This is a genomic window from Candidatus Woesearchaeota archaeon (assembly GCA_018303405.1).
Lineage (GTDB): Archaea > Nanobdellota > Nanobdellia > Woesearchaeales > JABMPP01 > JAGVYD01.
Genome location: JAGVYD010000001.1, coordinates 1 through 12,895, shown reverse-complemented (window position 1 = coordinate 12,895; position 12,895 = coordinate 1). Strand labels below are relative to the sequence as shown.

At 45.3% G+C, this 12,895-nt stretch carries 14 protein-coding genes and 1 tRNA gene; 10 read left to right on the top strand and 5 right to left on the bottom strand.

All coding sequences use genetic code 11. The features are described from left to right. Positions 1–140 precede the first annotated feature (140 nt). Positions 141–548, bottom strand: a complete 408-nt coding sequence (locus J4227_00075) for a hypothetical protein (protein MBS3108911.1) — start codon at positions 546–548, stop codon at positions 141–143. Between the two features lie 136 nt (positions 549–684). Here J4227_00075 and rnhB point away from each other — a divergent pair, with 136 nt between their 5' ends. The 5 genes from rnhB (at position 685) to J4227_00050 (ending at position 6,239) form a co-directional block, all read left to right on the top strand. Next, positions 685–1,338, top strand: coding sequence for a ribonuclease HII (gene rnhB, locus J4227_00070; protein ID MBS3108910.1), 654 nt, complete (start codon positions 685–687; stop codon positions 1,336–1,338). An 89-nt stretch (positions 1,339–1,427) separates the two neighbouring features. Further along, positions 1,428–1,961, top strand: coding sequence for a nucleotidyltransferase domain-containing protein (locus J4227_00065; GenBank protein ID MBS3108909.1), 534 nt, complete (start codon positions 1,428–1,430; stop codon positions 1,959–1,961). Next, positions 1,958–2,389 (top strand): hypothetical protein, encoded by a 432-nt coding sequence (locus J4227_00060; GenBank protein MBS3108908.1) that lies wholly within the window; start codon positions 1,958–1,960, stop codon positions 2,387–2,389. Before J4227_00065 ends, J4227_00060 begins: the two co-directional genes overlap by 4 nt. A gap of 1 nt (position 2,390) precedes the next feature. Beyond that, positions 2,391–5,879, top strand: a complete 3,489-nt coding sequence (gene smc, locus J4227_00055; protein MBS3108907.1) for a chromosome segregation protein SMC — start codon at positions 2,391–2,393, stop codon at positions 5,877–5,879. Between the two features lie 9 nt (positions 5,880–5,888). Next, the gene (locus J4227_00050; GenBank protein ID MBS3108906.1) at positions 5,889–6,239 is read left to right on the top strand and encodes a hypothetical protein; all 351 of its coding nucleotides are present in this window, start codon (positions 5,889–5,891) and stop codon (positions 6,237–6,239) included. Here J4227_00050 and J4227_00045 read toward each other — a convergent pair. Continuing rightward, complete coding sequence (locus J4227_00045) at positions 6,208–7,338, bottom strand: glycosyltransferase family 4 protein (GenBank protein ID MBS3108905.1); 1,131 nt, start codon at positions 7,336–7,338, stop codon at positions 6,208–6,210. The genes J4227_00050 and J4227_00045 overlap by 32 nt on opposite strands. A gap of 4 nt (positions 7,339–7,342) precedes the next feature. Next, positions 7,343–8,002 (bottom strand): PIG-L family deacetylase, encoded by a 660-nt coding sequence (locus J4227_00040; GenBank protein MBS3108904.1) that lies wholly within the window; start codon positions 8,000–8,002, stop codon positions 7,343–7,345. Positions 8,003–8,113: 111 nt separating this feature from the next. Here J4227_00040 and J4227_00035 point away from each other — a divergent pair. From J4227_00035 to J4227_00025, 3 genes are all read left to right on the top strand, one after another. Continuing rightward, positions 8,114–8,212: transfer RNA gene (locus tag J4227_00035), tRNA-Gly, on the top strand. Positions 8,213–8,230: 18 nt separating this feature from the next. Next, positions 8,231–8,773: a GNAT family N-acetyltransferase gene (locus tag J4227_00030; GenBank protein ID MBS3108903.1), complete on the top strand. Its 543-nt coding sequence runs from the start codon at positions 8,231–8,233 to the stop codon at positions 8,771–8,773. A 121-nt stretch (positions 8,774–8,894) separates the two neighbouring features. Then, positions 8,895–9,194: a hypothetical protein gene (locus J4227_00025; protein MBS3108902.1), complete on the top strand. Its 300-nt coding sequence runs from the start codon at positions 8,895–8,897 to the stop codon at positions 9,192–9,194. Between the two features lie 2 nt (positions 9,195–9,196). Here the strand turns inward: J4227_00025 and J4227_00020 are convergent, their stop codons facing one another. Beyond that, positions 9,197–10,231, bottom strand: a complete 1,035-nt coding sequence (locus J4227_00020) for a DHH family phosphoesterase (GenBank protein ID MBS3108901.1) — start codon at positions 10,229–10,231, stop codon at positions 9,197–9,199. A gap of 357 nt (positions 10,232–10,588) precedes the next feature. On the opposite strand from J4227_00020, the gene proC reads away from it, so the two are divergent. Continuing rightward, positions 10,589–11,407: a pyrroline-5-carboxylate reductase gene (proC, locus tag J4227_00015; GenBank protein MBS3108900.1), complete on the top strand. Its 819-nt coding sequence runs from the start codon at positions 10,589–10,591 to the stop codon at positions 11,405–11,407. Between the two features lie 52 nt (positions 11,408–11,459). Beyond that, complete coding sequence (locus tag J4227_00010) at positions 11,460–12,443, top strand: hypothetical protein (protein ID MBS3108899.1); 984 nt, start codon at positions 11,460–11,462, stop codon at positions 12,441–12,443. A 24-nt stretch (positions 12,444–12,467) separates the two neighbouring features. Here J4227_00010 and J4227_00005 read toward each other — a convergent pair. Then, the coding region (locus tag J4227_00005; protein MBS3108898.1) for a hypothetical protein at positions 12,468–12,895 on the bottom strand (428 nt) is incomplete at its 5' end.

The window sequence follows — 12,895 nt, the reverse complement described above, 5'->3', positions numbered from 1 at the left end:
TGCCATTGCTTTACTATCCAAACTCTTTTTTCAAATGTCAATTTGTACATAAACATCACCGAGTGATGTTTATGTGTAAACTAATAATGGGATAGCACAATAAAAAACAGAAAGAAAAAAAGGAAAATAAAATTAATGCCTTACGAAAAGCGCGGCAAATTGTTTGTGCCTACTAAGCATCTGCCCGAATAAGTGAAGTTTGTGGCATTAAGTCCAAATTCCGAGCATAGGCTCTTGCCATAACTTATCCATTTGGATTGCGTCCAGCAAACGCCAGTCACATTTTCATAGCTGCCGCATGTTCGAAATCTCATTAGATTCCCAAGATTGCATTGCCAGCAGGCATCCTTAAAACCATAAGTCGCTCCAGCAATTGCCTCGCCAGCCAAATCCTCGCTGACTTCAGCATCAGCTCCTCCTGTGTAGACTATCTGTGGAGTACCAGTTTTTTGCCCTCCGAACAGCATAACCATCCCAAATATAGCTACTACTGCCACTATAGCTGTTAGAAACAATCCTGTCTTGTTATCATTTGCCTCACTCGACATCTAATCACCTCATCTTGTGCATTATAATGCTGTAAGAACATTTGTCTATATGTTAGTATATATATAATTTTTGGTTAGCTTACAAGGGAATTAGGCTAGCAAATAATTTATATATCTCCCAACCAATTCTCGCAGCATGGCATTGATACTCGGCATTGATGAGGCTGGCAGGGGGCCTGCTATAGGTCCGCTTGTCATCTGCGGCGTTACGATTGATGCAAGGGATGAAAAAAAGTTGCGGGAAATTGGCACAAGGGATTCAAAGGAACTGACTCCTCGGGCAAGGGAATTGCTCTATGGGGAAATCCTGAAAATCATTAAGCAGCACAAACTCATAGTAATCCCCCCTCAAGAGATTGACGATGCTGTTTTATCAGATTCTGACAACCTCAACTGGCTGGAAGCAAGGAAAAGCGCCCAGATTATCAATGAGCTAAAGGCAGCTACAGCCTATCTGGACTGCCCGAGCAACAATATAGGGAAATATTCAGGGTACATCGCCAAGCACATCACCAAAAAAATAAAGCTTGTTGCAGAGCACAAGGCAGATGCAAAGTACCCTGTTGTTTCAGCAGCTTCCATACTTGCCAAAGTGACAAGGGACAGGGAGATTGAAAAAATAAAGGAGGATATCGGCGTGGACTTTGGCTCTGGCTACCCATCAGACCCGATGACCCAGGAATTCCTTGCCAGGAATTTCCGGAAGTACCCTTCTATTTTCAGGAAGAGCTGGGCAAGCTGGCGGGCAGTCAATACAAGTTCTGGCCAAAAAAAGCTTGGGGAATTCTGAAGCCAGATACAATTGTTTCCACTGCTCAAACGATATATTTATATACCACTTGCTCATAATCTATATCATATGCTATAAAAATATTTCATATGCTACAAAATTATAACAGATATAGGATTTTGCAGGAGTTTTTTGACTATCCAAAAAAGGATTTTCTAATAAGGCAGCTGTCACGCAAGGTCAAGCTGGCGCAGGTCTCGGTTATCAATCACTTAGCTGCCCTAATCAAGGATGGCCTTGTCATAAAGGAAAATAAGGGCATCTACCCTTCTTTCAGGGCAAACACAGAGAATGAGGATTTCAGGTTGCTAAAGCAGCAAAACCTAATATGGAGAATCAGGAAATCTGACCTTATCAGCTATCTCGACGATACGATTAAGCCTACATGCGTGGTGCTTTTTGGCTCTGCTTCGCGCGGGGAGGATACGGAAAACAGCGACATTGACCTGTTTCTGCAGTCGGGTGAGTCTGACATTAATGTCGAAAAATATGAAAATGCTCTCAACAGAAAAATAAGTATCCTGTTCGAGAGCGATATTAGAAAACTGGGCAAGGAATTATTAAACAACATTCTCAATGGCCATGTTCTCTATGGTTATCTTAAGGCGGTGCATGACAAATGAAGCAATGGGACGCCAAATCAGAGGATGTTTCCAGGATTACCCCTGAGATGGAAAAGGCAAAATCTCTTCTTTTGCTCGTTGCTCTCAGGCAGAAAGACCTTAGAACAAAGGAAAAATCAGAGGAATTTGCCACATTGGTGGTAGAAACTTACTATGAGATTGTTAAGGAGCTAATAACAGCAATCATGTCAATTGACGGCTACAAGACTCTCAGCCATGAAACGCTCGTTTCATACCTCTGGCACTATGCGGACAACTTCGGCTCCTCTCAGATATTTCTCATAGACCAGCTTAGAAAGACAAGGAATGATATAGCCTACAGGGGGATAATGATATCTCCGGAATACTTAAAAAGAAACAAAGAACAAATACATGAAATCATATCAAAACTCAAGAGATTAACTGAATCAAAACTCAAAGGCAGATAAAATGACAAAAATCAACAGCATAATCTTGCGGGGATTCAAGTCCTTTGCGAACAAGACCGAGCTTATTTTCGGCCCCAAATACAATGTTGTCCTTGGTCCAAACGGCTCTGGAAAATCAAATATCCTTGACTCATTGTGCTTTGTCCTTGGCAAAGGCTCTACAAAAAGCCTGCGGGCTGAAAAATCAGCCAACTTAATCTACAACGGCGGCAAATCCAAGAAGGCGGCCAAGGAAGGTGAAGTGAGCATTTATTTCGACAATACTGGCAAGACTTTCCCTACAGATGAGGCCGAGGTCAAGGTAACGCGCATTGTAAGGCCCTCGGGCCAGAGCATATACAGGATAAATGACAAGGCAAGGACAAGGCAGCAGATACTGGAGCTATTGTCATTGGCAAGGATAAACCCTGATGGGTATAACATAATCCTGCAAGGCGACATTGTAAGGTTTGTTGAAATGTCAGGGGAGGAAAGGCGGCAGATAGTCGAGGAGATTGCAGGAATCTCGGTTTATGAGGAGAAAAAGGAGAAGGCATTGAGGGAGCTTGAGAAAGTCGATGTCAAGATAAGCGAGGCTGAAATAATATTGAAGGAAAGGGAGACCTATCTGAAAGAGCTGAAGAAGGACCGGGACGAGGCAATGAAATACAGGGAGCTCGGGAGCAGGATACAGCAAAACAAGGCTTCCATGCTAAAAATAAATCTCGACAGGAAAATTCTGGAAAGGGGCAAATTCGACAGGGACATAGGCCACCAAAAAGGCAAGACAGACCAAGTCCAGAAAATTATTGACCAGCTGAAGTCAAAGCTTGATGAGAACCGCAAGGAAATGGCCGCGCTCAATGCCGAGGTTGAAAAGCGCGGGGAAAAGGAGCAAATCAAGATCCACAAGGAAGTTGAGCAGATCAGGGTTGACCTGGCAACCAGCAACACAAAAATTGCGTCCATCAACAATGAGCTTTCAAGGATTGACTCAAGGCACGGCCAGCTCAAGAAGAATATGGAGGAGATGTCGGCCAAGATAGAGAGCATGAAGGCAGACAGGATAAGCATTGACACAGAGAAAAATGGCAAGGAGAAGGAGCTCCTGCGCATCCTTGCGAAAATTGACAATTTCAGGAAGGACAACAAAATCGATGCAGCAGGGAGCATTGAAAAGGAAATTGAGGACATAGACAAGCTTGCAGATGAAAAGCAGAATGAAATACAGCGCCTCAGGGAACAGCAGCAAAACCTCCTCAGGGAAAAGGACAGGCTTGACTTCCAGCTCAAAACCATAGATGACAGGATTGCAAAAGTTCTTGAAGTCGAGAAGGAGAACAAGAAGGAGATAGACCAGCTCAAGGCAAAGAAGGAACGGTTCAAGGCAGCGACCCTTGAGCTGAACAAGCTGTTGAGCGAGGACGTCACTCATGCCTCCCAGCTCGCCAATGCAAGAAGGAATCTCATTGCAGACCAGGAAGAGGCTGCAAAACTCAGGGCAAAAAATATCGGGATTGCAGAACGCCTGGGTGCCGGGGAGGCGCTCAAGAAAATCCTGGAAAATAGGCAGGATTTTGGCGGTGTTTACGGCACGGTGGCCGACCTGGGGCAGGTGCAGAGCAAATTCTCAACTGCGCTGGAAGTTGCGGCAGGGCTGCACCTGAAAAGCGTAGTGGTTGAAGACGACCTTACAGCTGCCAAATGCATCAAATACCTAAAGCAGAACAAGCTTGGAACAGCCACATTCCTCCCATTGAACAAAATCAAGGAAAAGCAGCTGGATGCAGAGATAAAGAAGCTTAAGACAGCCAATGGCTCGCACGGATTTGCCATTGACCTGATCTCATATGACAACAAGTTCAAGAAAGTGTTCTCGTATGTTTTCGGCAGCACGCTTGTTGTGGACAATATTGATGTGGCGCGGAGGATTGGGATTGGCAATGCCAAAATGGTTACTGTGGATGGGGACATGGCTGAGCTTTCCGGGGCCATGCACGGAGGCTACAGGCAGAAAAAAGGGCTGGCATTCCAGGAAAGGGAGCTGACACAGCACATTGAAAGGGTTGAGGCAAAAATCGCGGACAATGAAACAGTCATTGATGCGCTCGAAAAGAAGAGGAAGATAAGCGAGGACAGGATTGCAGAGCTGCGCGAGGAAAAGGCTATCCTGGAAGGAGAAATAATCAAGACTGAAAAAAGCTTCCACCTTGACACAGGCGACCTGGAACTCAGCAAGAAGCTCAAGAAGGACATGGAGGATGACCTTGCCAGGTCGGAAAAAAACCTAAGCGAAATTGTAAACAAAGTCAGCGTCGTGAACAGGGAGCTGGCCAAGCTGAAAATACAGAAGCAGGAATTAAGGTCCAAGATTGGTGAGCTCCGCAACCCTGCCCTGCTCGCGGAATTGAACACTTTTGAGCAGAAAAAGGAGGAGCTCAAGTCAGAGATTGGCAACCTCGTCAATGACATCAAGGGCATAACGACCCAGATAGACACAATCTTCATGCCTGAGATCAGCAACATACAGAAAATCCTGAAGCAGCACGAAAAGGAAAAGGAGAAATTCAGCGATGAAAGCAAGCAGCTTTCTGAAAAAATCAAGGTGGACGAGGGCCTGCTTAAGGAGAAGGAGAAGGAAGAAAAGAAATTCTATTCACAATTCAAGGAAATCTTTGCAAGAAGGAACAGGCTCAATGATGAATTGCAGCAGACTGAAATCAGCATCATCTCCAAGGAAGAGGAAATACGCAAATATGAGCAGAAGATGAACCTGCTATCAATAGACAATGCGCGCGTGAAGGCTGAGCTTGCCGCAATTGAGGAGGAATTCAGGCAGTATGAAGGCGTGGAGACCGTGGACAAGCCAGAAGAGGAGCTGAAGAAGGAAATATCGCAGTTTGAGAAGATGGTGCAGGATATTGGCAATGTCAACCTAAGGGCGCTGGAAATTTATGATGCCGTTGACAAGGAATACCATTCCCTGCTTGAAAAGAAGGAAAAGCTGGGCCAGGAGAAGCAGGAAGTCCTGGTCATGATAAATGAGATTGAGACAAAGAAAACTGACCTTTTCATGAAAACTCTCGATGTCGTGCACAAGAATTTCAGGGAAATTTTTGCCGCCCTTTCGACCAAGGGGGAAGTGGAGCTCGAGCTTGAGGACAAGGAAAAGCCGTTTGAGGGAGGCCTAATGATAAAAGTCAAGCTCACCGGCAGCAAATTCCTGGACATAAAAAGCCTTTCCGGCGGGGAAAAGACAATGACGGCCCTGGCATTCATCTTTGCAATCCAGGAGCATGACCCCGCGAGCTTCTATATCCTCGATGAGGTGGATGCAGCTCTGGACAAGAAAAACTCAGAACATCTGTCGAACCTCATCAAGAAATATTCTGACCGCGCCCAATACATCGTAATCAGCCACAACGACGGGATAATTGCCGAGGCTGACCAGCTGTACGGCGTCTCCATGGATGAGCACAGCGTCAGCAAAGTCGTATCACTGAAAATATAGTTGTTAACAATGGCAGATCCGCACACACTATTCAAGGCGCCCCAACATTTTTACCAGGGCGGAAGAAGAAAGCCAGTCAATCCGGAAGAGGAAAAGCTGGTCCGGAAGCAGGTCAGGAAATCGTGGATATGGCTCTTCCTGATGGCGGTAATCGTGATGACAGGCTTTCTTTATTTTATCGGGCTTGGCCTTGCAATTTCAGGCATAAGGGTCAGCGCAATGATGCGGCCGCTTGCAATCATATGGGCAGCATTCACAATTGCCCTCTTTATAATCTTTACCCGGAGGCATGTCAAGGAACTGGCAATCGGCGAAAAGCTTCCAGAGCCTAAGAAGGAGAATCCAGAGACAAAAGAATAGCCTTAATCCTTTCCACTGTGCTGCTCCACATATAGCGCTCAGTTATTGTTTTCCTCGCATTCTCGCCAAGCCTCTTCCTCAGGCTCTCATGCTCCAGCAGCTGAATCAGCTTAATCTTGAGCACGACGTCATTTCCCTTGGGGAAGAAAAGGCCGTTCTCCTTATTATGCACATACCTTTTGACAAATCCAACCTTGGTTGTAACAACCGGGACTCCGCAGGCCATGGCCTCCATCGTGGACAGGCTGCTTGTCTCTGTCAGGCTCGGAAGCACAAAAATATCCATAGCCTGCAGATATTCCTGGATGTTATTTACAGAGCCTGGCAAAATTACATGCTCGTCTGCCGACAGCATTTTCATATAGGGCTCAATCCCGTCTCCAACCAGTATAAGCATGACATCCTGGCGTTCCTTCCTCAGCTTCATGAAAGCCCTGTATAAAGTCATAATGTCCTTTTCCCTTGCAATCCGGCCAGTGTAGCCTATCACATAGTGCTCAGGGTTGATGCCAACTTTCCTCTTGGCTTCCATCTTATTTTCAGCCGGCCTGAATTTCTCCGTGTCTATCCCCAAATGCACGACCTTTTTGGGAGTCATTATGCCATTATAGGTGTAAAGCTCCTCGGTCTCCAAGCTCGGGACCATCATCAGCTGGCATTTGCCGTAAAGCCAGCGCGCATAGAATTTCGCAAAAATGTAGACAAATGGCTTGAACCACTTGACTCCCTTTGAGAATAATTCCCATTCCACAGAATGGACAAAGGTCACAACTGGCTTGTTCAGCTTCCTGGCCTGGAGCACTGCAAAGCCGCCGATTGGCCCAAGCGTCTGGACCCAGACGATATCAGCGTCAGCCACAAGCTTTTTCATTTCATCATGGTTGGGCCAGGCAAGCACAATATCCCCCACCTTTATGCGGGTCATATCAAACCTTTTTAATTTCCTGTTCTCCCAGCCTTTCAAGTCGCCCTTGAATTTAGGCGACATTATCGTTATGTCAAACAAGGATTCCAGCTGAGGCACTATTTCTGACAGAAACCTCGACACACCATCCCACCTCGGAAGGAAATTATCTGTCGCTATCAAAAGTTTTTTCATTTTATTACCTTATCTTGCGGAAGACCTCTGCGAATTTGACACCATTCCTCAGCCCATAGATTATTGCCTTTGCGTAAGTGGACGGCAACAGTGTCATGAAAGCCGCTTTCTGGCTCTTGAAAGTCCTGAGGGCTGCCATCTTTGTTTTGAAAGTGCTGCTGATATCCACCCAAAGCTTTGGAAGGTGCCTGTCTTTGACTGCAAACCAGTTCCATATGTCAAAAGTGTAAACATCGCACTTGTAGCCCATTTTGTCGAACGTATCAAGAACAATCCTGTGCATAGCGCTGTGGTCCGGATGGGGGTCATCAACAGCATGGGTGAATATCTTGACCGGCTTTTTCTGGCGTATTATCTTCTCGATTTCCTTGTTTATCTTCAGCCTTTTTGCATCCTCGGGGAAAGTGCCTTCCTTCAAGTCGAAAAACCTGATGCCTTTTCCGCCAATGAGCCTGTCAACATCATAGGATTCCTTGACCCTCATTTTCACAGAAACATTCCTCTTGAGCCAGGGGTGCGAAAATTCGCCGAATGAGAATATGTAAGTGTAAATATTCTTGCCTTCCTTGGCATACTTCGCAAGAGTGCCTCCTGCCCCAAAAATCTGGTCATCTGAGTGGGCGCAAAAAACAATTATATTGTTGTCTGTATTGTCGCTGTTCATACCACAAAACAGGAGGGGTATGTTAATATAACTTTCTGTTTGAAACTGATATGACATTCGGTAATTGGATGAATAAGATTTTTAAACTCTACTCATACCCAGAATGCTATTGCACCGATGATCTAATGGCTATGATTCGAGCCTTCCATTGCAGTGCTTTGGCATGCAAGACGAAAGCTCGCTATCCGGGTTCGAATCCCGGTCGGTGCATAGTTTTTTTATACGAAAATGGCATGGAAGAAAGAATTCATTGCGGAAGATGGAAGGAAAATAATTCTAAGAGACTTAAATAAAAGGGATACTGCCAGAAAACTGATGAACTATATCAACACTTTTGTGGATGAAAAGACATATCTGCTCATGGACAAGAAAGCAACCTTGGCCGATCAAAAGAAATGGCTCAATCATACTTGGGAAAAAATCAGCAAGAAAACGGGCTATTATCTTGTGATGGAGGATAGTGGAAGGATGGTCGGCAGTGTATCGGCTGAAAGGCAGCTTTACAAGTTGCGAGGCAATGTTTTATTGGGTATAACAATAAAACGACAATACAGGGGGGTCGGTCTGGGTTACTTTGCAATGTCTGAATTGATTAAAAGAGTGAGAAAGGAAATGAAACCGAGGAACATTTACTTGACGCTATATTCGGGCAACAAAGCTGCCCATAAACTCTACAGCAAGTTGGGGTTCAAATACCATCACACACTCAAGAATTGGGTAAATCATTATGGTAAATATTTAGACGAGGATTTTCTGATATTGGGGAGCTAAAGCTAAACCTTTTAAACAAACTTTAATTTTTAGTTGCATGCCAGCCAATGCAGTATATTCAGATAAATTTGAAGATACTGTAATGTTCAGATACCATGCTGTAATGGCAGGTTTCCTCGCAATGGAAATTGTGAAAGACCCTTCAATTCTTGTCAAGGGCTATGACCGATTAAGAGAAACGCTACCCTACCACGCAAATATGATGGCGCAAAAAAGTCAAGGGGGTCAGTTGCTGACTGGCCAATTTGCCGATGATCCTGATTATCATTTTGGAGAAGCCTGGAAAAAATTGTCGGATTTGGCCGAGCGCATTCGGGCAAACGAGCCAAATGTTGACCTGCTTGGGGCAGCAGCATATTTAGCCTTTTGTGAAATGGCTCAGAAAAAAATTGCAGACGCAAAAATTGTAATTAAAGCATAGTCCTACTTTGTTTTTCCGATCTCTTCCCTGAACTGCCGCAAAAACCTTTCCAGGTCATGCTTTTTCACATTCGCGCCGCAGGCATGCTCATGGCCGCCGCCATACCCTTCAATTCCAATAAGGCATTTGGAAAGAATGGCCCGGAGATTATGCCTGACTGACCTTATGCTCATTTTGACATCCCCATCCTTCTCGCGGCCGATTATTATCACCTTATCGGGATGCCGGTAAACCATCTCGTTTGACAGGTCTTTTGTCAGGCTCCACTGGTCGTCAGAGTAAATATACTCCACAATCTCATCCTTGTCAACTTTTTTCATGGCGAGCTTGAGCAATTTGGAATACATCTTGTCCACATTCTCATATCTTTTGTAAATAAATTTTCCGGCATCAGATGTCTGGTCCAGGATTTCTTCGGGTGTCGGTATCCTTGTCAGCACTTTAATGGCTTTCATCACATCTGAAAGCTTGCCCTTCATGTTGAACGAGAGGATCCTTGCCAAAAGCCCAATCCTTGAGTCATACAGGGCCTGCTCTGCAGTCTTGATTTCCTTCCCTATAAGTTCGGGCCTTTTATTCGAGAAATCCTTTACCAAATCAGTGTACATCCAGTCAGAAACAGTTCCTGTAACGCCAATCCATTCATCCTTTTCAGTGACCTCCCAGCACAGCTGGCTGGTCGGCCTGTTCTTGCCTTGATATCTTGGATTATAATGCTTGACATTTGCCCTTTCCTCAGGCGGGTGGTGGTCAACCCAGACAACGCTGCTGCCCAGCCTCCTTGCCTCGTCGATAAAATCCTGCTCAACCTGCGCAATATCCAGGATGAAAACCTTGTCGGGCAGGTTTTCCTCAACTTTTCTCGCATATTTCAAGTCAACCAATGGCCTGCCTTTCACGACAAATCCTTTCCCTTCCCTTAGATAGCGCCAAAACAAGAGGAAAGAGCACAATCCATCGCAATCATCATCGAAGAGAAATATCGGGTTGCTTGCCGTGTCCAGTTCGTCTTTCAGCTGCTTAAGATTTATTTGCATAATCCTAAGTCGGAATAATTGATATATTAATGTTTGTTTTGAAACAGCGCTAATCAATTCCCCCAATACAAAAGTATAAATACTGCACAATTATCCCAATGCATATGGTTTGCGAAGAATACATCGGAATTCGAATTTTTCTGAATAGCATTGGCTTTCCGCGACCTAACTAGGCACTTGGGTGTGCCCCGTATTGCCATAATCTTCATCTGCCTGTCTTCTCACCGGACTTGAAAATTCAGGCAGGGTTATAAACAGCAATGAAATCGGAGGCGAGACAAATGAATGAAATACACGGAAAGGGAAATAAGGAAAATGGGAGAGTTTATGGCAGCCAGAATGCTGTAGCCGAAGGCTATGGTTGCCTTCCAGGGACGTAAAATAGGCATTGTCGGGGCAGGCAGAATTGGCGAGGCAATGATAAAAGGCCTGGTTGACAACGGATTGACTGACATCATTGCCAGCAGGCGAAACACATCTGCATTGTCAGGCCTGGCCAATTCGTATGGCATAAGAACAACATCGGACAACAAGGAAGTTGCCGATGATTCTGATATTGTCGTGCTGGCTGTCAAGCCATACCAATTGAATGAAGTTCTTTCGGAAATTGCCTCTGCGGAATCACATCAAAATCCTGCAAAGCTTTACCTGTCTGTTGCAGCAGGTAAAAAAATGGCATCCGTGGCTTCCATTTTGGGCCAGGAGGCAAGAATTGCAAGGGCCATGACAAATATTGCTTTCCTGGTAGGCAAGGGGGCAACGGCATACTCCCTTAACAGCAATTGTGATGAGGCTGACAGGCGTTGCGTAGCAGCCATCCTGGAAACAGGAGGATATGCCACTCAAATCAGGGAAGAAGGAATGGATGCGGTCACGGCTTTGTCAGGGTCGGGCCCGGCCTTTCTTTCGAGCATCTTTGAATCCCTTGAAAAGGCTGCTGTCTGGCAGGGGCTCAGCCCCGGAGTTGCGAAAAAATTGCTGCATCAGACAATTGCGGGCACATTGGCATTGATAAACGACAAGGGCATGGCATATGCCACACTTATTGATATGGTCAAGACGCCCAGGGGGACAACAGAGGCAGGCCTGGAGCATGCAAAGCAATGCGACCTTGACATGCTTCTGAAGGGCATGATTGCAGCAGCTAAAGAAAGGGCGGAAAAATTGGGCACTTAGAAATCACCACTCAACAGTAAGGCTTTTAAATGGAAATTATCTCTCCTAATCCATGTATGAAGCCGCTGCAAAGCCTGAAGTGTATGTTATTGCAGGCGTAAAGCCAAGGACCAAAGGTGAAAAGTTACAGGGAGTGCCGATTGGGCTAGGGGAAGCTTTATTGCACAGGATTTTAAAGGACCCCGACACGGCAGTCATTGCCACCTATCACAGCAAAGAGCCTGACCAGGAATTCCTTGATGCCCTGCCAAGCAAGGATAAAGTCAGATTTCTGCGCCTGGACTCATCTGTTGCAGAAGATTACTCAGCACTTCATGATTATGTCAAAGAAAGCCATGGCTCTATTGACCATCTAATACACTCAATATCTGCAATTCCTGAACCGTCAAGGACAAAAAGAAGGGACATCATACAAAGGATGAAAATTAATAATGGCTTGGCATTGCAGGACCTTCCTGCAAACCCAAATGTGGTTTATCTTTCTGATTATAACCCTGATGACCTTCTCAAGGCCATTGACATTATTGCAGTGTCTTATGCCAGGCTCCAAAATGCCATGGACGATTTAATGCCCGCTGGCTCAAATACAGCTGCGTTTACCTTTGTCAACAGGCAAACAGCGCCGAATTATGCAGCTGCAAACCTCGGCAAGATGGTGCTGGAAGAACTGGCGCTCAAGCGTGGCGGTGAAGACAAGAAGCGCATACATTATTTGTTTAATACAGGGTTTTACCTATCACCCAAAACCAGCACCATACCCTATAGCGATCATCTTGTAGAACACATCAGGGAAAAATATAGGGGGAAAGTCATGACTGCTGATGATGTTGCAGGTTTTGTTTACAGCATAATATCCAATAATCCGGATCTCAGAGACAGAAGTCCGCTGCAGCCAAGCGGCAAGATAACATTTGATATGTATCCAATAGATTTCACTTCCAATGAGGCAGGCATTTTCTTTGCGCAAAAGCTCAAGGAAAAACAAGTCAGTGAACAAAGGGAAAAAATGAATAAGCCCGTAACAGAAAAGCCATGAGCCTGGCCAAGGCCTGATTTTCATTTATTTTGGCTTGCCTTCTGCCTTTTGCGCGGCATCGCTTGCCTTTTTCTTCTCGGCAAAATATTTCTGGATGGCAGTGATTGTATCCTTCTTTGATGTAATTGGCTGCACTATGTCAGCCAAGGCAATGTCCTTTACTTCATCCCTCAGCCATCTTGCCAAATCATTCTTCTTGTCATTCACATGCACCCTGAATATCTGCATGTCCATGCTCTGAAGGCTGTCCAGCAGCTCCTGCGGATTTTGCACCATTGCCCCGTTGTCCAGCAACAATGGCTTTATTGTGACAATTTCTTCTTTTTTGTCTTCCTTTACCGCTGTTCCAGTTGCCTTCTCCGCCTCCTTCTTCGCCTTCTGCGCAGCCTGGAACTCTGCCTCAAGCTCATGCCTGTTCACAAGATCAATCTCAAACTGCTTGGGCTGCTTGC

What these genes read in the sequence shown, in the direction of transcription:
- J4227_00075 (MBS3108911.1), bottom strand. Translation starts at nt 548, where the DNA reads ATGTCGAGTGAGGCAAATGATAACAAGACAGGATTGTTTCTAACAGCT.
- rnhB (MBS3108910.1), top strand. Translation starts at nt 685, where the DNA reads ATGGCATTGATACTCGGCATTGATGAGGCTGGCAGGGGGCCTGCTATA.
- J4227_00065 (MBS3108909.1), top strand. Translation starts at nt 1,428, where the DNA reads ATGCTACAAAATTATAACAGATATAGGATTTTGCAGGAGTTTTTTGAC.
- J4227_00060 (MBS3108908.1), top strand. Translation starts at nt 1,958, where the DNA reads ATGAAGCAATGGGACGCCAAATCAGAGGATGTTTCCAGGATTACCCCT.
- smc (MBS3108907.1), top strand. Translation starts at nt 2,391, where the DNA reads ATGACAAAAATCAACAGCATAATCTTGCGGGGATTCAAGTCCTTTGCG.
- J4227_00050 (MBS3108906.1), top strand. Translation starts at nt 5,889, where the DNA reads ATGGCAGATCCGCACACACTATTCAAGGCGCCCCAACATTTTTACCAG.
- J4227_00045 (MBS3108905.1), bottom strand. Translation starts at nt 7,338, where the DNA reads ATGAAAAAACTTTTGATAGCGACAGATAATTTCCTTCCGAGGTGGGAT.
- J4227_00040 (MBS3108904.1), bottom strand. Translation starts at nt 8,002, where the DNA reads ATGAACAGCGACAATACAGACAACAATATAATTGTTTTTTGCGCCCAC.
- J4227_00030 (MBS3108903.1), top strand. Translation starts at nt 8,231, where the DNA reads ATGGCATGGAAGAAAGAATTCATTGCGGAAGATGGAAGGAAAATAATT.
- J4227_00025 (MBS3108902.1), top strand. Translation starts at nt 8,895, where the DNA reads ATGGAAATTGTGAAAGACCCTTCAATTCTTGTCAAGGGCTATGACCGA.
- J4227_00020 (MBS3108901.1), bottom strand. Translation starts at nt 10,231, where the DNA reads ATGCAAATAAATCTTAAGCAGCTGAAAGACGAACTGGACACGGCAAGC.
- proC (MBS3108900.1), top strand. Translation starts at nt 10,589, where the DNA reads ATGGTTGCCTTCCAGGGACGTAAAATAGGCATTGTCGGGGCAGGCAGA.
- J4227_00010 (MBS3108899.1), top strand. Translation starts at nt 11,460, where the DNA reads ATGTATGAAGCCGCTGCAAAGCCTGAAGTGTATGTTATTGCAGGCGTA.